Genomic DNA, 22,626 nt, shown 5'->3' with positions numbered 1-22,626 from the left:
GTGGCATGGTGTGGCGCATGCGCGTCGCCGTAGTCGCCGGACCCGACCCCGGCCACGCGTTCCCCGCATTGGCGCTGTGCCTGAGGTTCGCCGCCGCCGGCGACAGTCCGACACTGCTGACGGGCACGCGGTGGCTCGACGAGGCCCGCGCGCAGGGGATCGACGCCGTCGAACTCGACGGGCTGAGGGTCATGACGGGCGATGACGACGCCGATGCGGGCGCCAAGATCCACGAGCGGGCCGGCCGGATGGCGGTGCTCAACACCGACCGCATCGCCGCGCTGAAGCCGGATCTGGTGGTCTCGGATTCGATCACCACCTGCGGTGGGCTGGCCGCCGACCTGCTCGGCGTGCCGTGGATCGAACTGAACACCCATCCGCTCTACCGGCCGTCGGCGGGGCTGCCGCCGCTGGGCAGCGGGCTGGCCCCGGGCACCGGGATCCGGGGCCGGGCGCGCGACGCGGTCCTGCGGGCGCTCAGCGCCCGGTCATGGCGGGAGGGCCTGCGGCAGCGGGCCGCCGTCCGCGTCGAGATCGGACTGCCCGCCGACGATCCCGGACCGCTGCGCCGGCTGATCGCGACGCTGCCCGCGATGGAGGTGCCGCGCCCGGACTGGCCCGCCGAAGCCGTCGTCGTCGGCCCCCTGCACTACGAGCCGACGACGTCCGTGCTGACCCTGCCCGACGGTGAGGGACCGGTCGTGATGGTCGCGCCGTCGACCGCGAGTACCGGTGCCGTCGCGCTCGCCGACCTCGCGCTGCAGACCCTGGTGCCCGGGGACGTGCTGCCCGCAGGGGCGCGGGTCGCCGTCTCGCAGCTGCATGCACCCACCGGCGAGGTGCCGCCGTGGGCGGTGGTGGGGCTCGGCCGTCAGGACGAACTGCTCGGCCGCACGGACCTGCTGGTCTGCGGCGCCGGGCACGGCATCGTGTCCAAGGCGCTGCTGGCCGGCGTACCGATGGTGGTGGTGCCCGGCGGCGGCGACCAGTGGGAGATCGCCAATCGCCTTGTGCGGCAAGGCAGCGCGCAGCTGGTCCGGCCCCTGACCCGCGAGACGTTGGGCGCCGCCGTCCGGGAGGTGCTGGGCACGCCGCGGTACCGGGACGCCGCGCGGCGGGCCGGCGCGACCGTCGCGGCGGTCGCCGATCCGGTACGGGTGTGCCATGACGCGCTGCGCACCGGCAAGTAGGTTGGGCGTGTGCGGCTGACGGAATTCCACGAGCTGGTACGGGGACGGTTCGGTGAGGTCCGGGCCACCTCCATGCTGGTCGACCACGTGCTGACCAGCATGGGAGGACGCACCGCGGCCCAGGCCATCGAGGACGGCGCCGAACCGCGCGATGTCTGGCGGGCGCTGTGCGCGGACTTCGACGTGCCCCGCGACCAGTGGTGAGGGTCACGTTCGACTTCTGGCCGTGTTCACGAGCTCGAGAGTCGCCTGCGTCGCCGTCGTCAGAGCGGTGCGGTCGGCGTCGGTGAGAGGACCGCACACCCAGTCCCAGTGCGCGGCGACGACGTCACCGACCGCGGGTGCTGTGGTCAACGACCTGCCGTCCCGGCTCCACCTCACCCGCTCGGCGGCAGGGTCGCCGAGCGACAACCGGCCGTCGTCGATGACGAGGGGCCGCGACTCGAGCACCACGTGATCGTCGTCGAGGCAGACCACGCTGCCCCAACGGATCCGGCACTGCTGCAGGACGTGCAGGGGAGTGGTCGGGTCCCGGTCCAGGAAGCGCACCCACGGGTACACCACGAAGACGTGAAAGCTGTGGTGCGCCAACACGTGTGCGCGGCAGTCCAGGTCGTCGAGCAGCCCCGTGACCTGACCGGCGAACGCCGCGCGGAGCCGGTCGAGCAACGTCCGCCCATCCACCGTGTCGAGTCGAGATCCGCCGATCCAGTAGCTGTGGACGACCTCGACATCGAGCGGGTCGGCGATGCCCGCGGCGTCCGCAATCGCCCGCAGGTACGGCCAGGCGCCATCGAATTCGCGTGCCACCGAGGTCATCTCGTTGCCGGCACGCAGAAGCGCCGCGGTGTCTTCGGGCCCGCAGTATCCGAGTTCGTTCGGCGGGTACGCGTACTGCGCGAACAGCGCATGGCCGGCGCGGACCTGCCCGGTTGGCGCGGCCATTCAGCAGATCCGTGGCAACTGTTCGCCGATCGGCAGGTCGACCACCCGGGTGCCGCCCAACGCCGTCCTCGCCACCACCATGCCCGGATGGTCGGCGACGCACGTGCCGATGATCGCCGCTCGGGCACCCAGCGGGTGCGTCCGCATCGCGGCGAGGACCCGGTCGGCATCCGCGGCGGCGACGAACGCGACCAGCTTGCCCTCATTGGCGACATAGAGGGGATCCAGGCCGAGCATGCTGCACGCGTCCCGCACCTCAGACGGAATCGGCAGTGCTCGTTCGTCAATCGATACGCCGATCTTCGCCGCCTTGGCGATTTCGTTGAGCGTCGCCGCCATCCCGCCGCGCGTCGGGTCACGCAGCGCATGCAGGTCGGCGCCGGTCTCGATCATCGCCGCCACCAAGCCGTGCAGGGGAGCGGTGTCACTGGCCACTGCGGTGCCGAACTGGAGGCCTTCCCGGCAGCTCAGCACGGCCACCCCGTGCACACCGATGTCACCGCTGACGATCACCGCGTCTCCTGATGCCGCGCGCTGCGGTCGGATGTCGGTGCGCTGGTCGACGAGCCCGATGCCCGCAGTGTTGATGTAGACGCCGTCGCCGTGCCCCGAGTCGACGACCTTGGTGTCGCCGGTGACGAGTTTGACCCCGGCCGCCATGGCGGCGGTGCCGACCGCTTGGGCGACCCGGGCCAACTCGTCCAGCGGCGTGCCCTCTTCGAGGATGAACGCGGTCGACAACACTGCGGGAGCGGCGCCCGCCATCGCCAGATCGTTCACCGTTCCGTTGACCGCCAGATCACCGATCGTGCCGCCCGGGAACACCATCGGCTTCACGACGAACGAGTCGGTCGAGAACGCGAGGCGCGCACCGCCGATGTCGACGATCGCCGAATCACCCATTCCCGCATCGGCCGCCGGCCCGAACGCGGGTAGGAACAGATGCTCGATCAGCTCCGCGGACATCGCCCCGCCCCCGCCATGGCCCATCACGATGTTCGGGGCGTCCCGTAGCGGTGCCGGGCAGACCCACGACTCCATGTCGATGGCCGCGCGGGTTTCGGAGGCCTGCTCAGGCATGGGTCACCTCGAGACGCCGGTACAGGTAGTACGCCGCGCACGCGCCCTCCGACGAGACCATGGTGGCGCCGAGCGGATTGCGCGGGGTGCACAACGTTCCGAACGCCGAGCACTCGTGCGGCTTGATGAGGCCCTGCAACACCTCGCCCGACCGGCACACCGTGGACTCCTCGGTGTGGATGTCGCCGACGGCGAACCGCTGCTCGGCGTCGTATTCGCGATAGGCGTGGGACAACCGCCAACCGCTGCTGGGGATCACGCCTATCCCGCGCCATGCCCGGTCGGTCACGTCGAACACGTCGAGCAGCATCGCCTTGGCAGCCGGGTTGCCGACGTCCTGGACCGCGCGCGGATAGGCGTTCTCCAGCTCGTGGCGGCCCGACTCGAGCTGCACGACAGTGCGCCGGATTCCCTCGAGGATGTCCAGCGGTTCGAATCCGGTGACCACGATGGGGATTCCGTACTTGTCACACAGCGGCGGGTATTCATCGGTACCCATCACCGCGCACACGTGACCGGCCGCCAGGAACGCCTGGACGCGGCACGTCGGGGACTCCATGATCGCGGAGATCGCCGGAGGCACCAGCACGTGGGAGACCAGCAGCGAGAAGTTCTCGATACCGAGCCGCTTCGCCTGATAGACGGTCATCGCGTTGGCGGGGGCCGTGGTCTCGAAGCCGATTCCGAAGAACACCACCTGCCTGTCCGGGTTGGCCCGCGCGATCGTCAGCGCGTCCAACGGGGAGTACACGACGCGGACGTCGCCGCCTTCGCTCTTGACGCGGAACAGATCCTTTTCGCTGCCCGGCACGCGCAGCATGTCGCCGAACGAACAGAAGATCACCTCGGGGCGGGAAGCGATCTCGAGCGCTTTGTCGATGACCTCGAGCGGTGTGACACAAACCGGGCATCCCGGTCCGTGGATCATCTCGATGGTATCGGGCAGCAACTGATCGATACCGTGGCGGATGATGGAATGCGTCTGGCCGCCACAGACTTCCATGATCGACCAGCGACGGGTCGCGACTGCCTTGATCTGGTCGATGAGCCGCAGCGCCAGCTCCGGATTGCTGAATTCGTCCAGGTATTTCATGACGGCACCTCGGAGCTTCCGTTGGTGTTGGGGTTGGCCATGCCGGCCTGCCGCGCGGCCAGCTCGAAGCCGTCGGCGAACTCCTCCTCGAGCACACCGAGGTGCTCGAACTCGGCCAGCGTGCGCACCGCGGATTCCTCGTCGAGCCGCTGGATGGCGAACCCGACGTGGACGACGACGTACTGGCCCACGTCGGCGTCCGGAATGTACTGCAGACACACGTCTTTCTCGACACCGCCGAAGTCGACAACCGACATCAGTGTGCCGTCACGCTCCTCGATGCTGATGATCTTCCCCGGTACCGCGAGACACATCCGCGTCCTCCCTTCTAGACGGTATTCCCCACGATCAGCTGTCCCAGCGCGATGCCTCCGTCGTTGGGCGGCACGTGGCGGTGGGTCAGCACATCGAATCCATGCTCTTCCAGCGATGTTCGGGCCATTCGGAGCAGGAGCGCGTTCTGGAACACGCCCCCGGAGAGCGCCACCGTGGGCCCGCGATTCTCGAGCGCGAGGTCGAGGATCAACGTCGCCACGGCGCGGTGGAAACGGGAGCCGACCAGGCCGGGCGCGACGCCGGCGCGGAGGTCGGCGATGACCCCGGCCAGGACGGGGGTGGGGTCGATCTCCGCGGTGGGATCCCGGTGGTCGACGGTGAACCGGTAGCCGGTGGCGCCGCAGTCGTGTTCTCGGGAAAGCCCTTCGAGCTCGATCGCCGCCTGCGCCTCGTAGTCGACGACCTGGCGGACTCCGGTCAGCGCCGCGACCGCGTCGAACAGCCTGCCCATGCTCGACGTCGGGGCGCACCCGAGGCCGGTCTGGAGTTGGTGACGCAGCACCCGTTGTTCGTCGGCCCGGCATGCGCGAACCGGGGGCAGGTCGGTTGTCCAGGGCAGTCCGGCGGCCCACAGATGCGCGAGCGCCATCCGGTACGGACGCATCACGCTGACGTCGCCGCCCGCCAGCGGCACGTAACGTAGCGCGGCCAACCGCCGGTAGCCCTTGTAGTCGGCCAGTAGCACCTCTCCGCCCCACACCGCGCCGTCGGGGCCGTAACCCGTTCCGTCGAAGGCGAATCCGAGCACGGGCCCGGAGCCGTCCAGGCCGTGTTCGGCCATCACCGCGGCGATGTGCGCGTGGTGGTGCTGCACACTGCGCACCGGACGCCCCGTGGCGTTGCGGTGCGCCCAGGCCCTCGAGCGGTACAGCGGGTGCGCGTCGGCGACGAGCACTTCCGGTTCGACCGCGGTGAGCCGTCTCAGGTGCTGCTGAGCGGAGTCGAAGGCGGACAGCGTGGCCAGATCGTCCATGTCGCCGATGTGCTGGCTCAGCCACGCGTACCGCCCATCGGCGACGGCCAAGGTGTTCTTCAGATCGGCGCCGACCGCGAGTGTCGGGGGCACCGCGACCGGCAACGCGATCGGCAGTGGTGCGTATCCACGCGAGCGCCGCAACGGCGTGTCTGCTCGCATCACCGAGTCGTCGCACGGGGCCAGGATGGCCCTGTCGTGCGTCAGCCACCCGTCGGCCAGGGGCGACAGCCGGTCGAGGGCGTCGTCGTCGGCGTAGCAGATCGGTTCGCCGCCGAGATTCCCCGACGTCATCACCAGGACCTGCGGCCCGGGTTCGTCTGCGTCGAGCCCGAACAACAGCGCATGCACCGGCGAGTAGGCCAGCAGGACGCCGAGGTCGGGGTTGTGCGGCGCCACGGCATCGGCGACCGCGGCATCGGCACGCCTGGGCATGAGCACGATCGGCCGGGCGGGGCCGGTCAACAGCACGGCTGACGCGGGGTCGACGTGGGCGATGGCGTGCGCGATCGACAGGTCGGGGACCATCACCGCGAACGGTTTGTCGCCGCGGCGTTTTCGGTACCGCAGTTCGGCCACCGCTCGGCCGTCGCCGGCGTCGCAGGCGAGGTGGTAGCCGCCGACCCCTTTGACCGCCAATACCCCGCCGTCGCGCAGGAGCCGCCGGGCGGCACGTAACCCGGGTTCGCCGGCGGCGGCCCGTCCGTCGCGGTCCCGGTAGCGCAGTGTCGGTCCGCAGCCCGGGCAGCAGACGGGCTGGGCGTGGAATCGGCGGTCGGTGGGGTCGGCGTACTCGCGGGCGCAATCGGCGCACATCGGGAAGTCCGCCATCGAGGTCGACGACCGGTCGTACGGCAGGGATGCGATGATCGTGAATCGCGGACCGCAGTTGGTGCAGTTGATGAAGGGGTGCCGGAACCGCCGGTTGCGCGGGTCGCGCAGCTCGGCGGCGCAGTCGGCGCACATGGCGACATCCGGGGAGGCGAGGGTGCGGCCTCCGTCGGTGTGGGAGGTGTCGGCGATCGTGAAGCCGGTGCCACCGACAAGCGGGATGATTTGTATCTCAATGGATTCGATCACAGCGAGTGGTGGCGGATGGTCGTTGAGCTGCCCCAGGAAGCGGTCGATGTCTGCGGCGGCGCCCTCGAGCTCGACGATGGCGCCGGTGCTGTCGTTGCGGACCGAGCCGGACAGCCCGAGCAGCGCCGCCTGCGTGTAGACGAAGGGCCGGAATCCCACCCCTTGCACCACGCCGCGCGCGCAGACGCGAACGCGGCGGCGGTCGGTCATGGTGGATCCCCGCTGCCGTGACCCCGGCCCATCAGCTCGAGCCCGGCCATGGCCGCGTCGGCGCCGGCCCTGTCCGTCTTCTCGACCACGAAACCCATGTGGATGATCACCCAGTCGCCGGGCGCGAAGTGCTCCTCGGGCAGCATCCCCACATTCACCCTGCGGCGCTCCCCGGCCACATCGACGAGCGCCAGCTGGTCACCGTAGCCGTCCAGCATGCCGACGACCTGTCCGGGAATTCCCAGGCACATGGCTTCAGCCCCCTCCCGCCGCGGAGCGTGTGAGCAGATCGGTCACCACGTCCTCGACGGCCTGTGCCGCCGTCGGTACCGCGGCCGCAACGGCGTCGGAGAGACCGATGCCTTCCTCGACTGTCTCGGCCTCACAGCCGATCACGACGGTGCGGGGCGGCGTGCCGCCGAGCGCGGCGAGGCTCGCGAACACCGCACCCGGATCCATGGCATGCGCATCGAGACCGGCGCACACGGCCAGGCTTTCGTGGTCGGCCTCGAACACGTGCACCGTCCCGGGTGCACCGCGGCCGGGCACGGCGTCGACGAGCACCAGTGCCGACCAGCCGTCGAGCAGGTCGTAGGCCAGATGCATGCCCCTGATGCCGTAGTCCGTCAACCGAACACACGGTCCGGCGAGCCGGTGCGGGATGTGCCGCATGACCTCGGGGCCGAAGCCGTCGTCCCCGAGGAAGATGTTGCCGATCCCGGCCACCAGGACCCTCGGGGTCACATGCGGCGCATCTTCAGGTAGCGCTGCACGTCGGGGACAGATCGCACCCCGACCACCACTCCTGCGAGGATCACCGCAGCCACCACGCCTACGGCAATCCAGCCGACTACTTCCATTTCGGACTCCTTTCGATGAGCGGTTCGACCTCGTCGGGGGCGAAGTACAGGTAGCGGCCGTACCACTCGTGCAGCTCGGCCGCCGGGTCGTCCTCGAGAACGACACCGATGTGCCGGCCGCCGTCGACGTCCCCGTGCACAGATGTCACGCGCGCGATCCTGTCGGCGTAGAACAGGTCCTGGGCGTCGGCCCGGCGGGAGGGGTGCAGCCGCACCCGGCTGCCGCGCGCCACCCTGGTGCCGTTCACCAGGATCGCGTCGAGTTCCGGACGAACGGCGTTGTCCACCTCGGGATCCCACCAGTCGACGTCCGCGGGGATCTCGGGGATCAGAGCCGGCGCGGGTGCTTCGGCGTGCGGACTGCGCAGCACGCCGTGCAGGTCGAGCATCGCCTCCGGGGACATCGAATCGCAACGGTCGATGATGCGGGCCGCCAACGGGTCGGTAGCGCGGGCCTGGGCCTTCTCCTCCTCGGTCATGGTCATGACGCGCAACGTCAGGATCTCGTCGATCTCGGTCGAGTCGTACAGCGCGCCCTTGCTCTGTTCGGCGATCTCGGGATGGTCGTAGAGGATGATCGGCGACACCAGAACCAGGTCGTGGTCGCCGGGCGGCCCGGCCAACACCGGGAAACAGCGGTGTTGACGACAGCGCGCAGCTGCGCCGACGGCGGCGCCGGGCGGCTCGAGCAGCGAGACGAATTCGCCGCCGCTGACCTCCAACAGCAGGTGCGTGCCGATCAGGGAGCTCGCGATCGCCCCGTTCTTGTCGGCTGCCGGCGACGAGGTGTTGCGCACCTTGAGCGTCAGCCGCAGCAGCCCGTCCTCCGGCTCGGCGGAGATCGAGAGACGGCCATGCAGGCCACGACGACTGCGCACCAGCCTTCCGCCGTCGACGGTCTCGATGTCGGCGCCTGCGGGAATCGCGATGTTCACCGTGAGCGGCAGAGCCGCGATCTCAGCGGCGTCGACGACGATCTCGCGCTCGATCGCCTCGTCCCAGCTCAACCACCTGTCCGGACCTGCCTGCAGCTCCTCGGTGGGCTCGTAGCGGCCGTCGCCGAGGTCGCGTTCGACCCCACGGTGCTGCAGCTGAAGGAAGCGAACGACGCCGGACACCGACGGTGCGCGGAGCGGCCGGATGAGAATCTGCGCGGACATTGAAGCGTTCTCACCGATGCCGGATTCCTCGGCACCGGGCGGACCGAGCACGCCGAACTGCCAGCGCGACTGGTTCTTTCCGGACGTGGCGCGGTACGGGTAGAGCAGGTAGCCCTCGTAGAGCACCGCGTCGGCGACGGCGCGGGCCCGGTCCCATCCGCTGCTCATCGCAGTTCCTTGGCCGCGGCCAGCAGTTCGCAGATCGCCTCGTCGAAGCAGAGAAGCCCGCGGGCCGACCGGTAGGCGGCCAGCGCGTCGATGGTGTCACGGGGCAGGCGCAGCCAACCGGTGTTGGGATAGTGCAGCCGGATGAGATCGCGCCAGACCGACACCGGCATGTCGTAGCGTTCCTCTCGGTCCCACGGCACCTGCTGGACTCCGAAGCCGCGATTGCCGTGGACGAAAACAGTTCCGCTGAAGAGGAATTGCAACGGAACGGTGCCGGCGTCGAGCGCGAGCAGATACTTGGCAGCCTTGACCTCGAAGTCGTACGTGCACTCGAGCGGCAGCTGGACCTCCGTGGTGCCGGTGAATCCCGGCACCATGGCCGACGTGTGCTGCCACAGGAATGTGTGCTGCGTTGCCGACCACCGTTCGCGAGGTCCGAACAGGTCGAGTAGTCCGGCCGCTTCGTCCTCGGAATAGCTGCGCCGCAACGGTTCGATCCTGACCTGGCACCGCAAGGCGATCGCGTGGATCGGCTCGTCGCCTGTCGCCGCTGTACCGATTCGGGCCATCAGCATCGGGGTCACGGCGTAGGGCTCGGGTGCGATGTCGACGACGGTGAAGTTGAGCTCGGTCATGTGCGCTGAACCACCCGGGCGCGTTCGTCGAGAAGCTCGAAGAACTCGTGGACGTAGACGTGTGCCTCCTGGCCACCGTCGAATCCGCGCCACAACATTCGCAGTCGGCCGACGAACTCATAGCAGGCGTCGATCGGCACGAGATAGCCGCGCGGCGCGGCGTCCTCGCTGTCGGGTGCGCGCACCAGCAGGGCTTCGGTGTCGGCGGCGAGGCGGTCGACCCGGGGATCTTCGGCGCGGATGTCGTCCCACGCCTGCATGTCCAGTTCTGACTCGGTGGCGCCGGCGGGGCCCGGATAGAAGGCCACTGTGCGGCCGAGCGAGGAGTTGCGGAAGAAGAACGCCAGCCCGACCGGGATCTGCAACGCCTCCCACGCGCGACGATCCATCGCGAACTGCGGGAAGGCGAGGTAGCGATCCGGCACCGCACGGTATCGCAACAGCGCAGCGGTGTCGGTGAACAGCAGGTAGCAGCCGCGACAGACACACATCAGCTGCCGGACCTCGACATCGACCACGTGCTGGTGCTCGTCGGCGACCGGCTCCGAGCACATCTCGCAGCGCTCGCCCGCGGGCGGCGGGGTACCGCGGTCGGCCCGGATGCGCGCCAGCACGTCGAAAGCGCCCTGCATCACGCCACCTCCGCGGACACGGGCACCGCCATCGAGAGCACACCGTCGCGCTCGAGCACCGGGATCGGCTCCAGACGGCCGTCGCCGTCGACACCGGAGCCGGCGTGGACCACGTCGAAGGCGGCACCGCAGCCGGGGCACCGCAGGACGGCACCGGTCAGGCGGGCGCCGGCCATCGACCCGGTACAGGCGCCGCAGCGGTCGCGGTAGGCGAACACGGCATCGCCGACGCGGCACGCGAGAGCGGTCACGCCCGCCACGCGGAAGCCGCCGACCTCGGCGTCGCGCAATTCGGCCAGCGCAGGTGCCGGCTGCCAGTTCGCGTGCGTTCCGTCGACGCGCACCCGGCTCAACAGCGAATCTGCCGGTATCACGCCGGTCGCCGAATCAGATTCGGCGGCAACCACTTCGATTGCAGTGATCTCCGGGGCGGCCGCCCGCACCGCGTCCTGCACCGCGAGTTCCAGCGTCACCGAGGAGGACGGACAGCTCTTGCAGCTGCCCTGGAACTGGAGCCGCACGACACCGTCGGTCACGCCCAGCAGCGAGACATCGCCACCGTGCGAGCCGAGATAGGGCCGGACGGCCTCCAGCGCATCGGCCACCCGGCGCTCGGTGTCGTGCGGATGCAGGCCGTGCACGAGAAGCAGGCTGGCGACGAGATCGTCAGCGGCGAACACCTGCGCGAGTTCCGGATTCGCGGCCACGGTCGCCTCGATCATCCGCTCCAGCGCCGCTCCGTAGAGATCGGTCACCTCGCGAACCAATTGCTCGGCGCGCTCCCGCGCGGCCACCCCGCCCGTTGCGACCGCGTCGAGCAGCGTCTGCATCCGATCACCCGCCGTGCGCCACTTCGCGTCGTCTCGGCTCGGCGGCGTCGGCGGGCCCATGCCCTACTCCCCGGTCACCGACTGGGTGGGGGAGTGCAGCAGGTTCAGGTGCTTCCCCTCGCCCAGGTACATGTGCACCCCACAGGGCAGGCACGGATCGAAGCTGCGCACCGTCCGCATGACGTCGATGCCCTTGAAGTGCTCCCTGTCGTTCTCCTCGAAGATCGGCTGGCCCTGCACCGCATCCTCGTAGGGCCCCGGCGTCCCGTAGCTGTCCCGCGGGTTGGCGTTCCACGGTGTCGGGGGATACGGATGGTAGTTCGCGATCTTGCCGTCGCGGATCACCATGTGGTGGGACAGCACGCCGCGCACCGCCTCGGTGAACCCGCAGCCGATGCCCTCGTCGGGCACCTCGAACTTCTCCCATGTCTTGGTGCGTCCGGCGCGGATCTCCACGAGCGCCTTCTCGGCGAAGTGCAGAGCGCATGCGGCGGAGTAGGCCTGGAAGTATGTCCGGGCGCGGTTGCGTTCGAGCGTGTTGCTGCCGTACTGCGGGATCCTCCACTCGAGTTCGACGGGTCCTTTCAGCGCCGTCTTCGGCAGGTTGATCTGCACGCTGGAACCGGTCGCCTTGACGTAACCGATGTCCACCAGGCCGGCCAGCGCCGTCGACCAGAGCCGTGCCAGCGGGCCGCCCCCGGTGTCCAGCGCCAGGTGGTCCTTGCCGTCGAACCACCGCGGCGACATCACCCAGCTGTAGTTGCCGTCGAAATCCCGCTTCTGCGGCTTGGGATTGGTGTGCTGGTTCCACGGATGTCGTCGATCGATCGGGTTCCCCAGCGGATCTGTCCTGACGAACATCTCCTGATCGGACCAGTCGTCGTAGTAACTGTGGCCCAACAGGATTCGGATGCCGAGATTGATGTCCACCAGTGAATGGGTGTGCAGTTTGCCGTCGATGACCACGCCGGGGGTGACGAACATGGCGTTGCCCCAGCGCTCCATGTCCCTGTACGCGAAGTTGCACACCTCGGGATCCTGGAACGATCCCCAGCAGCCCAGCAGGGTGCGCCGCAGGCCCACCTGGTCGTAACCGGGCAACGCCTCGTAGAAGAAGTCGAACAGGTCGTCGTGCATCGGCACGACCTTCTTCATGAACTCCACGTAGCGCATCAGCCGCGTCATGTAGTCGGTCATCAGCTGGATGGTGGCGGTGGTGCCGATCCCGCCGGGATAGAGCGTCGAGGGATGGACGTGCCGGCCTTCCATCAGGCAGAACATCTCCCGGGTCCACCTGCTCACCTGGAGCGCCTCGCGGTAGAAGTCGCCGGTGAACGGGTTGAGTGCCCTCATGATGTCGGCGATCGTGCGGTAGCCGTGCGCCTCGGCGTGCGGGGACTGGGTGTTCTCGGCCTTGGCGAGCACGCTGGGGTTGGTTTCGGACACCATCTTCTCGCAGTAGTCGACGCCTACCAGGTTCTCTTGAAAGATGTTGTGGTCGAACATGTATTCGGCCGCTTCGCCGAGGTTGATCAGCCATTCACCCAGATGCGGCGGCTGGACGCCGTACGCCATGTTCTGGCAGTAGCACGAGCAGGTGGCGTGGTTGTCCCCGCAGATGCCGCAGATGCGGCTGGTGATGAAATGTGCGTCTCTCGGGTCCTTGCCCTTCATGAAGATCGAGTAGCCGCGGAAGATCGACGAGGTGCTGTGGCACTCGACGACTTCCCGGTTCTCGAAATCGATCTTGGTGTAGATGCCGAGGCTTCCGACGATGCGGGTGATCGGGTCCCAGGCCATCTCCACCAGTTGGCCGGGGTCGCGCTGGACGTGGGACGGCTCGGGGATGATCGTTGTCATCGGACTTCTTCTTCCTGTGTGATGCGCGGCGGTGCAAAGCTTTTCAACGATGCTGCAACGTGGCCCGGAAGACGCGAACAGCGACGCGCATCTACCAGGTGCGCGTCGCTCCGGTCTCGAGCTGCGTGCCGGGATGGCGCCACCTGGGTTCTTTGTCGACCGTGCGCCCCGTGACGTGGCGCAGGTTGCGGATCACCGAGCCATAGAGTCCGGACGCCGCGCTGGAGAGCTTGCCGCCGGGCGGTTCGTCCATGAAGGGCATGAACTTGTCGGGGAAGCCCGGCATGGTGCAGCCGATGCAGATGCCGCCGACGTTCGGGCAACCGCCGACGCCGTTGATCCAGCCGCGTTTGGGCACGTTGCACTTGACGACAGGACCCCAGCAGCCAAGTTTGACAATGCATTTCGGCGACCCGTACTCGGTGGCGAAATCACCCTGCTCGTAGTAGCCGGCCCGGTCGCACCCCTCGTGCACGGTCGCACCAAACAGCCATGTGGGCCGCAGAGCGTCGTCCAGCGGGATCATCGGAGCCTGGTCGGTGGCCATGTACAACAGGTACGTCAACGTTTCCGACAGGTTGTCCGGATGGATCGGGCAACCGGGCACGCACACGATCGGGATGCCCGCCTTGGTCTTCCAGTCCCATCCGAGATAGTCGGGCACCCCCATGGCGCCCGTCGGGTTGCCCGCCATCGCGTGGATGCCGCCGTAAGTGGCGCACGTCCCCACCGCCACCACCGCGGTCGCCTTGGGGGCGAGGCGATCCAGCCATTCGCTGGTGGTCATTGGCTGGCCGGTTGCCGGATCGTTACCGAACCCGCACCAGTATCCCTCGTCCTTGATCTTCTCGTTCGGGATGGACCCCTCGACGACCAACACGAACGGTTCCAATTCGCCTCTGTCCGCTTTGAAGAACCATTCGAGGAAGTCGTCGGCGCCCCCGTTCGGTCCGCACTCGAAGTCGATCAGTGGCCAGTGGACGGCGACCCTGGGCAGGCCGGGGAGCGCGCCGAGAGCGATCTCCTCGATGCTGGGTTGAGTGGCGGCAGTCAACGCCACTGAATCGCCGTCACAACTCAAACCGGCGTTGATCCACAGAACATGGATCAGTGCCTCTTCCGCTTTGACTGCTGCCTCGAGAGGCATGTGCCACAGCTTTCCGGGGCCGGGCTGGGACCCCTGCAGCGTCGGAGTCGACCGTCGGCCCACTTGCACGCCGCTGAATCTCGGTTTACTCCCGCGGATATCCGTTGTCAACGGATGGTTGCCACAAACGGTCCGATGACATGTTGTGTTGCTGGATCTCGATCCAGCGATACCATTCCGCGACCCCCTGACCGGTCGTCGCTGACACCGTCACGATGGTGACGCCGGGGTTGACGGACCTTGCATAGCGTGCGCATCGGTCGACATCGAAGTCGACATAGGGCAACAGGTCGGACTTGTTGATCAGCACCAGTCCTGCGGCGGCGAACATGTGCGGATACTTCAGCGGCTTGTCGGTGCCCTCGGTCACCGAGATGATCACGACCTTCGTCAGTTCCCCGAGGTCGAACATGGCCGGGCAGACGAGGTTCCCCACGTTCTCGATGAAGAGCAGCGAGTTCTCGGGAGGATCCAGGGTGCCTAGTGCCTCACCGACCATCTGCGCGTCGAGGTGGCAGCCGGCGCCGGTGTTGATCTGCACGGCGGGCACTCCTGTGGCGCGGATGCGCTCGGCGTCGAGCAGCGTCTCCTGGTCGCCCTCGATGACGGTCACCGGGCTGGTCCTCAGCTCACGGACGGTCCGCTCCAGCAGCGTGGTCTTTCCGGCGCCCGGGGAGCTGGTGAGATTCAGCGCGACGATCCCCCTTTGCGCCAGCCACCGGCGGTTCCGCTCAGCAAGCGCGTCGTTCTTGGCCAGAACGCGGTGTTCGAGCTCGACGGTTCGGGTGTGCGCGTGCTCGTGATGGTGGTGGTCGTGGTCGTGGTCGTGGTCGTGGTGGGGTGTTGGGGCGCCGGCGACAGTGATGGCCGGTTCGTCGCCGCTGCACCCGCAGGTTGCGCACATGGTCAGGTCACTTCCATCGATCGAATCCGGATGTCGTGGCCGGCGGTCACCTCGACGTCGGCGCTGCCACACGGGCAGAGCAGGATGAAGTCCTGCAGGACGAAGTTGTCGCCGCAGGAGCGGCAGCGTCCAGCCCCGGGCCGCATGTCGATGTCGAGGTGAGCGCCCTCGGCCAGGGTGCCTTCGGTGGCGAGCTCGAAGCAGAACTGCATCGAGTCGGGGACCAGCGCGCACAACGCCCCGATCTCCAGCCTGACGCCGTGCACGCGGCGACCGGCGGCGTGCTCACACACGGCATCGACGACACTCTGGGTGATCGCCATCTCGTGCATGAGAGTCCGTTCCGTGGCGGATGATCCCACGATAGGACCGTCGCGCACGGCGCGTCCAGGATCGGTCAGGCGGCGACGTCGGCGAACACCCGGCGCAGGAACGCGAGTTGGTCGGCCTTGACCTGCGGGTCGCGGTAGATGTCGAAATGGCCGTAGGGGTAGCGGCGTAACTCCCCGCGCGGTGCGCGCTGCGCCGCCGCGATGGTGGGGCCCGGGGGTGTGACGGCGTCGTTCTCGCACACGCAGACCAGTAGCGGCATGGCCAGCCGCCCGGTGACGATGCCGGGCCGGTAGAAGCCCAGGCGCAGTGCGATGCGGGCGCTGAATTCATTGCGCCACAACGAGTTCGGGCCGACGATCGCCTCGAATCCGGGTTTGGCGTCGGGGGAGGTCATCGCGGCGACGGTGCCCGGGTCGCCGACGGCGGCCATCAGGTGGGGCGGCTGCCCGCGCCAGGCGCCGATCTGGTCCCGCAGTCCCGCGGCCAGTCCCTTCGGGACGAACGACAGCGGTTGGGCGCGCAACGTCGCGATCCCGTCGGTGAACGGCGCCTGCGAGATCACCGCCGCGATCCGCGGATCCTTGGCCGCCACGGCCAGCACGTGCCCGCCGCTGAACGACGAGCCCCAGACCACGATGCGATCGGGATCGACGCCGTCGAGGCGGCGGGCCCACTCCACGACGGTGTGGTAGTCGGCGTGCTGCATGGCGATGTCGAGCAGCTGCCGCGGCGTCCCGGTCGAGGCGCCGAAACCGCGGTAGTCGAATACGACCACGACGTATCCGGCCTCGCAGAAGGCCTCGGCGTACGCGGGCAGCCCGTCGTCGCGGGTGGCGGTGAACCCGTGGGCCATCACGATGCACGGCCTGCCGGTGCCGGCCGGACCGGGCCCGTCCGGTACGTACAGGTACGCGGCGATCTGGTCGGGGCCGGCCGGGATACGGACGTCTCGTGGCGTGGTCATGGTCGAAACGCTAGCCCGTCGGCGTGTCCGCTTGAATCGAACACCTGTTCGTCTACTGTGGGTGGAGTTCGCCCCCGCGACTTGTCGGTGCCCTGGCCTAACGTCACGGCCAACCGACCGAGAACCGGTCGACACGACTACCCGGAGAGGTACATCATGGCGCAGCAAGCCCCTGATCGCGAGAAGGCCCTGGAACTGGCACTCGCCCAGATCGACAAGAACTTCGGCAAGGGCTCGGTGATGCGACTCGGCGACGAGGTGCGCCAGCCCATCTCGGTCATCCCGACCGGCTCGATCGCTCTCGACGTGGCGCTCGGCATCGGTGGGTTGCCGCGTGGCCGCGTCGTCGAGATCTACGGCCCGGAATCCTCGGGTAAGACCACCGTCGCCCTGCACGCGGTGGCCAATGCCCAGGCCGCCGGCGGTATCGCGGCGTTCATCGACGCCGAGCATGCGCTGGACCCGGACTACGCCAAGAAGCTCGGCGTCGACACCGATGCGCTGCTGGTCAGCCAGCCCGACACCGGTGAGCAGGCACTGGAGATCGCCGACATGCTGGTGCGGTCCGGCGCCATCGACCTCATCGTCATCGACTCGGTCGCCGCGCTGGTGCCCCGCGCCGAGATCGAGGGCGAGATGGGGGACAGTCACGTCGGTCTGCAGGCCCGCCTGATGAGCCAGGCGCTGCGGAAGATGACCGGTGCGCTGAACAACTCGGGCACCACCGCGATCTTCATCAACCAGCTGCGCGAGAAGATCGGCGTGATGTTCGGGTCGCCCGAGACCACCACGGGCGGTAAGGCACTGAAGTTCTACGCCTCGGTGCGCCTGGATGTGCGGCGGATCGAGACGCTCAAGGACGGCACCGATGCCGTGGGCAACCGCACGCGGGTCAAGGTCGTCAAGAACAAGGTGTCCCCGCCGTTCAAGCAGGCCGAGTTCGACATCCTCTACGGCAAGGGCATCAGCAAGGAGGGGTCGCTCATCGACATGGGCGTCGAGCACGGCTTCATCCGCAAGTCCGGCTCCTGGTTCACCTACGAGGGGGAGCAGCTGGGGCAGGGCAAGGAGAACGCCCGCAACTTCCTGCTCGAGAACGTCGACGCCGCCAACGAGATCGAGAAGAAGATCAAGGAGAAGCTCGGTATCGGCGCCGTCGTGACGGATGACGATGTCCTCCCCGCTCCCGTCGACTTCTGATCGTGCCGAGCAGGCGCGGGCCCTGTGCCTGCGCCTGCTCACCGCGCGGGCCCGGACGCGCTCGGAGCTGGAAGACCGGCTGGCCAAACGCGGCTACCCCGACGAGGTCAGCGCTCAGGTGCTCGACCGGCTCGCGCAGGTCGGGCTGATCGACGACGAGGACTTCGCCGAGCAGTGGGTGCGGTCGCGGCGACTGCACGCCGGAAAAGGCAAGCGCGCGTTGGCCGCCGAGCTGCGCCACAAGGGCGTCGACAACGAGGTGATCACCGCGGCGCTGGCCGGGATCGACGCGGGCGCCGAACGCACCCGCGCCGAGGAACTGGTCCGCGACAAGCTGCGCCGGGAGAAGCTCGGCGATCCGGGGGACCGGGACGCCGAGAACAAGGTGGCGCGCCGGCTGGTCGGGATGCTGGCACGGCGCGGCTACAGCCAGACGGTGGCGCTGGATGTGGTGACCGCCGAACTCGCCAACGAACGGGAGCGGCGCCGGGTCTAGCGTGCCGGGCTCTCCGGAATCTCGCTGCTCGTTGACGGCTTTTGGCCAGGTCGGGCGCGCTACGATCGCCTGCGCGGCGATCAGTTCGCCCGCTGGCGGAGGCGGAATGCCATGGTGTCGTGGCCGAACGGTGTGATGGTGAACAGGCCATGACTGTGACTGCCCCACTGTGGGTCGGCGTGCTCATCGGATTCGCCTTCGGGCTGCCGGCATCGCTGTGGGGAATCGGCAACCCGGAGACGGTCATTCGAACTGCTCGGCTCGTCGACCGGCTTCTCGTCGGATGTTTCCTGTTCGTCACTGCGATCGGTTCGGTGTTGCTGTATGGCGTGCACGCGTTGGGTATCGGGGTGCACTTCTCACCTCGGCCGATTTACCTGTTCGGTGTCACCATCGGAGGTGTCCTCTTCGGCGTCGGCGCGGCGGTGAGCGGCTATTTTCCCGGAACCGAACTGATCGCCCTCGGTGAAGGCAGACGCGACGTGCTCGCTGCGATCCCGGGAGGTCTGCTCGGGGCAGCGGCATGGACGGCGCTGTACCAGACCGAGGTCGGCCGATGGCTGGTGTCGACGGCGAACTACGGCAACCTGGTGGCGACTGGCGACATCACGACCATCCGGCCCTGGCGGATGTTCGCCGTCGCGGTCGTGTATGCCGTGCTCGCGCTATCTCTGTTGTACTACCTGCCCCGTTACCGCGGGGGACGGCACAGCTGCTTTCGGAACCTCGTCGGTCCCGCCGACCCGCATGATCAGTCGTGTGCCCGAGACTCCGCCGAATACCTTGCCGAGGGCTCGTCGCGTGGACCGCGGCGGATGCTGCAGCAGGTGACCGATCCGAACTTCTATGCGCGGCTGATGAGCGTGATCGCGTTGTTCGTGGCGGTGCTGGTGGTGCTCTCGCTCGTTCTCAGGCAGCCGTTCGGCTTGTCGACCACCTACTCGTGGGTCGTCGGCCATCTCGCCATGCCGGACTTCGCCTACAGCCGCGACGTCTTCGCCACCATCGGCTGGGAACCATTCACCGCGGCGGGAGTACTCGTCGGCGCCTTGGTGTCCGCGTCGTTGATCAGCGGCAGGTTCACCGCCTTTCGGCCCGTACTCCCTCCGTCCTGGCGCAATCGCTTCGGCCCGAGCAGAGCCAAACGCGCGGTCGGGTGTTTCGCCGGATCGTTTCTGGTCCTGTTCGGTGCCCGGATGGCGGGTGGCTGCACCAGCGGCCACACGCTCAGCGGCGGCATCCAGCTGTCCGTCAGCGCATGGGTTTTCACCGCTGCAATGGTGGCAGGGATGGTGGTGACAGCCCGACTGCTCTATGGCAGAACGAGCTGGCTGACCACCGCGCCGGAGCTGTTGCCGTCGGTGTAGCGACCTGCGCACGCGCGGCCTCGTCAGGCCGATGACAGCGGTTTGGTGTCGCCGAAGTCCAGGGTCAGACTGCGGGTGACGACGCGCCGGACGGCGATCAGTGCGACGACCCCCAGGATCGCCGCCCAGGACAGGTCGACGCTCAACCGCAGCAGTCCGGCCGCGGTGAACAGTTCGATCATCACCCGCAGCGCGGGCAGCGGCTGCTGGAAGACGAGCAGGGCGGCCACCCCGAGGACGATGCCGGCGATCGCCAGGCACCACGACGCGTTGGCGACGACGCTCACGGGACCGACGAGCCGCCGGACGCGGGGCGGGGCGGTTGCCGGAGCGACTCGACCTCCCGCTGCTCCTGGGCGATCTCGCGGTTGAGGAAGTAGTTGAGCACCGTGCGGATGGCCGCGATCGCCGCCAGCTTGCCGATCTCGGCGAACGACGGTGAGATGGCGGTCCGCAACACGTCGGCGGCGAGCTGGAATTCCAGCCCCAGCACCAGGAAACGGGCGAGGGACAGGCGTACCGCGGAGAACTGGTTGATGTCGCGGCGGGTCAGCGCGGCGGCGAACTTCACGATCGCCACCACGGCGCCGATCATGATGACGACCGCGCCGCACGCCTCGATCAAGCGCACCATGACGTCGACCATCGACCGCAGCGCCGACTCCGGCAGGATGTCGATCGCGACCAGGGAGCTCGTCATCGCCGGTTCGGTCACACGCCGCGGCTGCGGTCGCCCTGGAACTCCAGCGGTTCGGCCTCCATCGGCGCGGGCCCCTTGCGGGAGCGCCTCATCCGGGCCTCCAGCTTGGTCGCCAACCACGACAGCGCGAAGTTCAGACTGATCATCAGCAGCGCGATCACGATCAGCGCCGGGATGTAATTGCCGTACGACGAGCCGACATTGGTGCCTTGGCGCACCAGCTCCACGAACGTGATCTGGTAGCCCAGCGCGGTGTCCTTGAGCACGACGACGACCTGGGAGATCAGCACCGGCAGCATCGACGTGACCGCCTGGGGGAGCAGGATCGATCGCATCGTCTGCCCGGAGGTGAGCCCCAGCGCGGACGCGGCCTCGGCCTGACCCTTCGGCAGCGCGTGCACGCCCGCCCGCACGATCTCGGCGATCACCGCGCCGTTGTACAGCGTCAGCCCGGTGATGACGCCGGCCAGCGCCAGATGCTTCGACGGGAACACGTCGTAGTTGGCGTAGAGGAAGTAGGCGAAGATCATCATGATCAGCACCGGCACCGCGCGGAAGAACTCCACGATCACCGACGACACCCAGCGGAGGACGATGTTCCTCGAGAGTCGGCCCACGCCCAGCACGAAGCCCAGCACCAGCGCCAGCGCGATCGACACCGCGGCCGCGGTCAGCGTGCCCTCGATGCCCGGCAGGATGTAGGTCCGCCACAGGTTCCCGGTCAGGAACGGCTCCCACTTCGCGGCGGTCAGCTGTCCCTTCGCCTCCAACCGGGTGTAGACGAGCCACGCCACCGCGACCACCACGATCACGGTGACCGCCGAGATCACTCGGTTGCGCACCCGGGCGCGCGGCCCCGGCGCGTCGAAGAGAACCGACGACCCCGTCATGTTGATCCGTTCTTCGCGCGAGCGCCCGTCACCGAGCCACCGCCAATCGCCGGCCCAGCCACCCGAACAGCAGTCCCAGCGGCAGCGTGAGGATCACGAATCCGAACGCGAAGATCGAGCCCACCACCAGCACCGCGGCGGTGTTCTCGATCATCTCCTTCATCAGCAGCGCCGCCTCGGCCACCCCGATCGCCGAGGCGATCGTGGTGTTCTTCGTCAGCGCGATGAGCACCGACCCCAGCGGGATGACGACGGCACGAAAAGCCTGCGGCAGCAACACGATCCGCAGGTTCTGCGAGAACGTCAGCCCCAGCGACCGGGCTGCCTCGGCCTGGCCGAGTGGCACGGTGTTGACCCCGGACCGCACCGTCTCACATACGAACGACGCCGTGTAGACGGTGAATCCGAGCACCGCCAGCCGGAACCCGCTGTCCGCGATGAACGTCGGCGAGGTCCGGCTGGCCAGCGTGATGCCCAACGTCTGCGCCAGCCCGAACGAGCAGAACAGCACGATCAGCGTGAGCGGCGTGTTGCGCACGATGTTGACGTAGGCGGTGCCGAGCCAGTTCAGCATCGGTACCGGGGCCAGCCGCATCGCGGCCAGCCCCGTGCCCACCACCAGCGCTCCGATCGCCGAATACACCGTCAGCTGGATCGTCGTCCAGAACGCGGCGAAGATCTCGGCGCGGTACTCGGTGAAAATCTCCACTGCGGCGCGGGCCCCGGCCGACTACTTGTCGAGCGGCGGCGGCGCGGGCGCGGTGATACCGGCCGGGCCGAGGTTCTTGTCGAACGCGGCCTTCCAGGCGCCGCTGTCCTCCATCTTCTTCAGCGCGTCGTTGATCTTGGTCTGCAGCTCGGTGTCGTCTTTCTTCAGGCCGATGCCGTAGCGCTCCTCGGAGAACGGCTCGCCGACGATCTTGAACGCGCCGGGGCTCTGCGCGGCGTAGCCGGCGAGGATGACCTCGTCGGTGGTGACGGCGTCCACCGCACCGTTCTTGAGCGCCTCGACGCACGCCGAGTAGGTGTCGTATTGCTGCAGCTGGACCTTGGGGTACTCGTCCTTGATCTTCTGCGCCGGTGTGGAGCCCGACACCGAGCACAGGATCTTGTTCTCCAGCGAGGCCTTGCCGGTGATGTCGTTGTTGTCCGACCGGACCAGCAGGCTCTGGCCGGTGATCAGGTACGGGCCGGCGAAGGAGACCTTCTCCTTGCGGGCGTCGGTGATCGAATAGGTCGCGGCGATGAAGGTGACCTGATCGTTCTGGATCAGGTTCTCGCGCTGCGCCGACGGCGATTCCTTCCACTCGATCTTGTCGGGCGCGTAGCCCAGCTCCTTGGCGACATAGGTGGCCACGTCGACATCGAAGCCGCTCATCGTGCCGTCGGGATTCTTCATCCCGAGGCCGGGCTGATCGAACTTGGTGCCGATGGTGATGGTGTCACCGCCGCCACCGCCGCCGCTTCCCCCGCTGTCGCCACCCCCGCAGGCGGTCGCGGCGAAGGGGAGGGCGACAGCCAGGGCGAGCGCGGCAGCGGCGCGCGAGGAAAGACGCATGATGTGAGGGTCCTT

The 22,626-nt window shown here is 68.2% G+C and carries 27 protein-coding genes; 5 read left to right on the top strand and 22 right to left on the bottom strand.

Translation table 11 applies throughout. The annotated features are described in order from the left end of the window. The first annotated feature begins 17 nt into the window (after positions 1-17). Both MCHLDSM_RS10055 and MCHLDSM_RS10050 read left to right on the top strand, forming a co-directional pair. On the top strand, positions 18-1,190 hold the full coding sequence (locus tag MCHLDSM_RS10055) for a glycosyltransferase (RefSeq protein ID WP_048470268.1): 1,173 nt from the start codon (positions 18-20) through the stop codon (positions 1,188-1,190). A gap of 9 nt (positions 1,191-1,199) precedes the next feature. Continuing rightward, positions 1,200-1,394: a DUF3046 domain-containing protein gene (locus MCHLDSM_RS10050; RefSeq protein ID WP_048417586.1), complete on the top strand. Its 195-nt coding sequence runs from the start codon at positions 1,200-1,202 to the stop codon at positions 1,392-1,394. Positions 1,395-1,397: 3 nt separating this feature from the next. Here the strand turns inward: MCHLDSM_RS10050 and MCHLDSM_RS10045 are convergent, their stop codons facing one another. The 17 genes from MCHLDSM_RS10045 to MCHLDSM_RS09970 form a co-directional block, all read right to left on the bottom strand. Continuing rightward, positions 1,398-2,135 carry a DUF6390 family protein gene (locus tag MCHLDSM_RS10045; protein ID WP_048469925.1) on the bottom strand — a complete coding sequence of 246 codons (738 nt, stop codon included), beginning with the start codon at positions 2,133-2,135 and terminating at the stop codon, positions 1,398-1,400. Next, positions 2,136-3,215 carry a hydrogenase expression/formation protein HypE gene (gene hypE, locus MCHLDSM_RS10040; RefSeq protein ID WP_048469924.1) on the bottom strand — a complete coding sequence of 360 codons (1,080 nt, stop codon included), beginning with the start codon at positions 3,213-3,215 and terminating at the stop codon, positions 2,136-2,138. It abuts the gene before it with no gap. Continuing rightward, positions 3,208-4,308: a hydrogenase formation protein HypD gene (gene hypD, locus MCHLDSM_RS10035; RefSeq protein WP_048469923.1), complete on the bottom strand. Its 1,101-nt coding sequence runs from the start codon at positions 4,306-4,308 to the stop codon at positions 3,208-3,210. The genes hypE and hypD overlap by 8 nt, the downstream gene beginning before the upstream one ends. Then, the gene (locus MCHLDSM_RS10030) at positions 4,305-4,622 is read right to left on the bottom strand and encodes a HypC/HybG/HupF family hydrogenase formation chaperone (protein WP_043407985.1); all 318 of its coding nucleotides are present in this window, start codon (positions 4,620-4,622) and stop codon (positions 4,305-4,307) included. The genes hypD and MCHLDSM_RS10030 overlap by 4 nt, the downstream gene beginning before the upstream one ends. Positions 4,623-4,636: 14 nt before the next feature. Then, the gene (gene hypF, locus MCHLDSM_RS10025) at positions 4,637-6,907 is read right to left on the bottom strand and encodes a carbamoyltransferase HypF (RefSeq protein ID WP_048469922.1); all 2,271 of its coding nucleotides are present in this window, start codon (positions 6,905-6,907) and stop codon (positions 4,637-4,639) included. Further along, complete coding sequence (locus tag MCHLDSM_RS10020) at positions 6,904-7,158, bottom strand: HypC/HybG/HupF family hydrogenase formation chaperone (RefSeq protein ID WP_048469921.1); 255 nt, start codon at positions 7,156-7,158, stop codon at positions 6,904-6,906. Before MCHLDSM_RS10020 ends, hypF begins: the two co-directional genes overlap by 4 nt. A 4-nt stretch (positions 7,159-7,162) precedes the next feature. Further along, positions 7,163-7,651, bottom strand: coding sequence for a hydrogenase maturation protease (locus MCHLDSM_RS10015; protein WP_048469920.1), 489 nt, complete (start codon positions 7,649-7,651; stop codon positions 7,163-7,165). Beyond that, complete coding sequence (locus MCHLDSM_RS40355; RefSeq protein ID WP_109788779.1) at positions 7,648-7,767, bottom strand: DUF6893 family small protein; 120 nt, start codon at positions 7,765-7,767, stop codon at positions 7,648-7,650. The genes MCHLDSM_RS10015 and MCHLDSM_RS40355 overlap by 4 nt, the downstream gene beginning before the upstream one ends. After that, the gene (locus tag MCHLDSM_RS10010) at positions 7,758-9,095 is read right to left on the bottom strand and encodes a hypothetical protein (protein WP_048469919.1); all 1,338 of its coding nucleotides are present in this window, start codon (positions 9,093-9,095) and stop codon (positions 7,758-7,760) included. Before MCHLDSM_RS10010 ends, MCHLDSM_RS40355 begins: the two co-directional genes overlap by 10 nt. After that, positions 9,092-9,730 carry a DUF6084 family protein gene (locus MCHLDSM_RS10005; protein ID WP_048469918.1) on the bottom strand — a complete coding sequence of 213 codons (639 nt, stop codon included), beginning with the start codon at positions 9,728-9,730 and terminating at the stop codon, positions 9,092-9,094. Before MCHLDSM_RS10005 ends, MCHLDSM_RS10010 begins: the two co-directional genes overlap by 4 nt. Then, positions 9,727-10,362: a DUF5947 family protein gene (locus MCHLDSM_RS10000; protein ID WP_048469917.1), complete on the bottom strand. Its 636-nt coding sequence runs from the start codon at positions 10,360-10,362 to the stop codon at positions 9,727-9,729. Before MCHLDSM_RS10000 ends, MCHLDSM_RS10005 begins: the two co-directional genes overlap by 4 nt. Next, entirely contained in the window at positions 10,362-11,252 is an 891-nt protein-coding gene (locus tag MCHLDSM_RS09995) for a NifU family protein (protein WP_048469916.1), read from the bottom strand. The genes MCHLDSM_RS10000 and MCHLDSM_RS09995 overlap by 1 nt, the downstream gene beginning before the upstream one ends. A 3-nt stretch (positions 11,253-11,255) precedes the next feature. Continuing rightward, entirely contained in the window at positions 11,256-13,052 is a 1,797-nt protein-coding gene (locus tag MCHLDSM_RS09990; protein ID WP_048469915.1) for a nickel-dependent hydrogenase large subunit, read from the bottom strand. 91 nt (positions 13,053-13,143) lie between these two features. Beyond that, a complete protein-coding gene (locus MCHLDSM_RS09985) occupies positions 13,144-14,199 on the bottom strand; it encodes an NADH-quinone oxidoreductase subunit B family protein (RefSeq protein ID WP_048469914.1) in 1,056 nt (351 codons plus the stop codon). A gap of 85 nt (positions 14,200-14,284) precedes the next feature. Next, positions 14,285-15,103, bottom strand: coding sequence for a hydrogenase nickel incorporation protein HypB (gene hypB / locus MCHLDSM_RS09980; RefSeq protein ID WP_048469913.1), 819 nt, complete (start codon positions 15,101-15,103; stop codon positions 14,285-14,287). Between the two features lie 2 nt (positions 15,104-15,105). Beyond that, entirely contained in the window at positions 15,106-15,435 is a 330-nt protein-coding gene (locus tag MCHLDSM_RS09975) for a hydrogenase maturation nickel metallochaperone HypA/HybF (protein ID WP_048469912.1), read from the bottom strand. Between the two features lie 65 nt (positions 15,436-15,500). Then, the gene (locus tag MCHLDSM_RS09970; protein ID WP_048469911.1) at positions 15,501-16,400 is read right to left on the bottom strand and encodes an alpha/beta hydrolase; all 900 of its coding nucleotides are present in this window, start codon (positions 16,398-16,400) and stop codon (positions 15,501-15,503) included. Between the two features lie 156 nt (positions 16,401-16,556). Here MCHLDSM_RS09970 and recA point away from each other — a divergent pair, with 156 nt between their 5' ends. From recA to MCHLDSM_RS09955, 3 genes are all read left to right on the top strand, one after another. After that, positions 16,557-17,600: a recombinase RecA gene (recA, locus tag MCHLDSM_RS09965; protein ID WP_048417569.1), complete on the top strand. Its 1,044-nt coding sequence runs from the start codon at positions 16,557-16,559 to the stop codon at positions 17,598-17,600. Continuing rightward, a complete protein-coding gene (gene recX / locus MCHLDSM_RS09960; RefSeq protein WP_048469910.1) occupies positions 17,566-18,096 on the top strand; it encodes a recombination regulator RecX in 531 nt (176 codons plus the stop codon). The genes recA and recX overlap by 35 nt, the downstream gene beginning before the upstream one ends. A gap of 149 nt (positions 18,097-18,245) precedes the next feature. After that, positions 18,246-19,463 carry a YeeE/YedE thiosulfate transporter family protein gene (locus MCHLDSM_RS09955; RefSeq protein ID WP_048469909.1) on the top strand — a complete coding sequence of 406 codons (1,218 nt, stop codon included), beginning with the start codon at positions 18,246-18,248 and terminating at the stop codon, positions 19,461-19,463. A 23-nt stretch (positions 19,464-19,486) separates the two neighbouring features. On the opposite strand, the gene MCHLDSM_RS09950 is transcribed toward MCHLDSM_RS09955, so the two are convergent. The 5 genes from MCHLDSM_RS09950 to MCHLDSM_RS09930 are packed head-to-tail and all read right to left on the bottom strand — an operon-like array spanning position 19,487 to position 22,611. Next, a complete protein-coding gene (locus MCHLDSM_RS09950) occupies positions 19,487-19,750 on the bottom strand; it encodes a hypothetical protein (RefSeq protein ID WP_048469908.1) in 264 nt (87 codons plus the stop codon). Then, positions 19,747-20,163 carry a DUF1622 domain-containing protein gene (locus tag MCHLDSM_RS09945; RefSeq protein ID WP_048417598.1) on the bottom strand — a complete coding sequence of 139 codons (417 nt, stop codon included), beginning with the start codon at positions 20,161-20,163 and terminating at the stop codon, positions 19,747-19,749. The genes MCHLDSM_RS09950 and MCHLDSM_RS09945 overlap by 4 nt, the downstream gene beginning before the upstream one ends. An 11-nt stretch (positions 20,164-20,174) precedes the next feature. Next, positions 20,175-21,053 carry an amino acid ABC transporter permease gene (locus tag MCHLDSM_RS09940; RefSeq protein WP_048469907.1) on the bottom strand — a complete coding sequence of 293 codons (879 nt, stop codon included), beginning with the start codon at positions 21,051-21,053 and terminating at the stop codon, positions 20,175-20,177. Between the two features lie 28 nt (positions 21,054-21,081). Further along, positions 21,082-21,762 carry an amino acid ABC transporter permease gene (locus tag MCHLDSM_RS09935; protein WP_048469906.1) on the bottom strand — a complete coding sequence of 227 codons (681 nt, stop codon included), beginning with the start codon at positions 21,760-21,762 and terminating at the stop codon, positions 21,082-21,084. Between the two features lie 21 nt (positions 21,763-21,783). Beyond that, positions 21,784-22,611: a glutamate ABC transporter substrate-binding protein gene (locus MCHLDSM_RS09930; RefSeq protein ID WP_048469905.1), complete on the bottom strand. Its 828-nt coding sequence runs from the start codon at positions 22,609-22,611 to the stop codon at positions 21,784-21,786. Positions 22,612-22,626: the final 15 nt, after the last annotated feature.

Origin of the sequence: Mycolicibacterium chlorophenolicum (assembly GCF_001044235.1) — a bacterium.
GTDB lineage: Bacteria > Actinomycetota > Actinomycetes > Mycobacteriales > Mycobacteriaceae > Mycobacterium > Mycobacterium chlorophenolicum.
Note: the sequence above shows the minus strand (reverse complement) of the source record. Positions and strands in the feature narration are given on the sequence as shown.

Bases quoted from the DNA above. Each gene is read 5' to 3' on its own strand.
- MCHLDSM_RS10055 (WP_048470268.1), top strand. From the start codon at position 18: ATGCGCGTCGCCGTAGTCGCCGGACCCGACCCCGGCCACGCGTTCCCC.
- MCHLDSM_RS10045 (WP_048469925.1), bottom strand. From the start codon at position 2,135: ATGGCCGCGCCAACCGGGCAGGTCCGCGCCGGCCATGCGCTGTTCGCG.
- hypE (WP_048469924.1), bottom strand. From the start codon at position 3,215: ATGCCTGAGCAGGCCTCCGAAACCCGCGCGGCCATCGACATGGAGTCG.
- hypD (WP_048469923.1), bottom strand. From the start codon at position 4,308: ATGAAATACCTGGACGAATTCAGCAATCCGGAGCTGGCGCTGCGGCTC.
- MCHLDSM_RS10030 (WP_043407985.1), bottom strand. From the start codon at position 4,622: ATGTGTCTCGCGGTACCGGGGAAGATCATCAGCATCGAGGAGCGTGAC.
- hypF (WP_048469922.1), bottom strand. From the start codon at position 6,907: ATGACCGACCGCCGCCGCGTTCGCGTCTGCGCGCGCGGCGTGGTGCAA.
- MCHLDSM_RS10020 (WP_048469921.1), bottom strand. From the start codon at position 7,158: ATGTGCCTGGGAATTCCCGGACAGGTCGTCGGCATGCTGGACGGCTAC.
- MCHLDSM_RS40355 (WP_109788779.1), bottom strand. From the start codon at position 7,767: ATGGAAGTAGTCGGCTGGATTGCCGTAGGCGTGGTGGCTGCGGTGATC.
- MCHLDSM_RS10010 (WP_048469919.1), bottom strand. From the start codon at position 9,095: ATGAGCAGCGGATGGGACCGGGCCCGCGCCGTCGCCGACGCGGTGCTC.
- MCHLDSM_RS10005 (WP_048469918.1), bottom strand. From the start codon at position 9,730: ATGACCGAGCTCAACTTCACCGTCGTCGACATCGCACCCGAGCCCTAC.
- MCHLDSM_RS10000 (WP_048469917.1), bottom strand. From the start codon at position 10,362: ATGCAGGGCGCTTTCGACGTGCTGGCGCGCATCCGGGCCGACCGCGGT.
- MCHLDSM_RS09995 (WP_048469916.1), bottom strand. From the start codon at position 11,252: ATGGGCCCGCCGACGCCGCCGAGCCGAGACGACGCGAAGTGGCGCACG.
- MCHLDSM_RS09990 (WP_048469915.1), bottom strand. From the start codon at position 13,052: ATGACAACGATCATCCCCGAGCCGTCCCACGTCCAGCGCGACCCCGGC.
- MCHLDSM_RS09985 (WP_048469914.1), bottom strand. From the start codon at position 14,199: ATGCCTCTCGAGGCAGCAGTCAAAGCGGAAGAGGCACTGATCCATGTT.
- hypB (WP_048469913.1), bottom strand. From the start codon at position 15,103: ATGTGCGCAACCTGCGGGTGCAGCGGCGACGAACCGGCCATCACTGTC.
- MCHLDSM_RS09975 (WP_048469912.1), bottom strand. From the start codon at position 15,435: ATGCACGAGATGGCGATCACCCAGAGTGTCGTCGATGCCGTGTGTGAG.
- MCHLDSM_RS09970 (WP_048469911.1), bottom strand. From the start codon at position 16,400: ATGACCACGCCACGAGACGTCCGTATCCCGGCCGGCCCCGACCAGATC.
- recA (WP_048417569.1), top strand. From the start codon at position 16,557: ATGGCGCAGCAAGCCCCTGATCGCGAGAAGGCCCTGGAACTGGCACTC.
- recX (WP_048469910.1), top strand. From the start codon at position 17,566: ATGACGATGTCCTCCCCGCTCCCGTCGACTTCTGATCGTGCCGAGCAG.
- MCHLDSM_RS09955 (WP_048469909.1), top strand. From the start codon at position 18,246: ATGACTGTGACTGCCCCACTGTGGGTCGGCGTGCTCATCGGATTCGCC.
- MCHLDSM_RS09945 (WP_048417598.1), bottom strand. From the start codon at position 20,163: ATGACGAGCTCCCTGGTCGCGATCGACATCCTGCCGGAGTCGGCGCTG.
- MCHLDSM_RS09940 (WP_048469907.1), bottom strand. From the start codon at position 21,053: ATGACGGGGTCGTCGGTTCTCTTCGACGCGCCGGGGCCGCGCGCCCGG.
- MCHLDSM_RS09930 (WP_048469905.1), bottom strand. From the start codon at position 22,611: ATGCGTCTTTCCTCGCGCGCCGCTGCCGCGCTCGCCCTGGCTGTCGCC.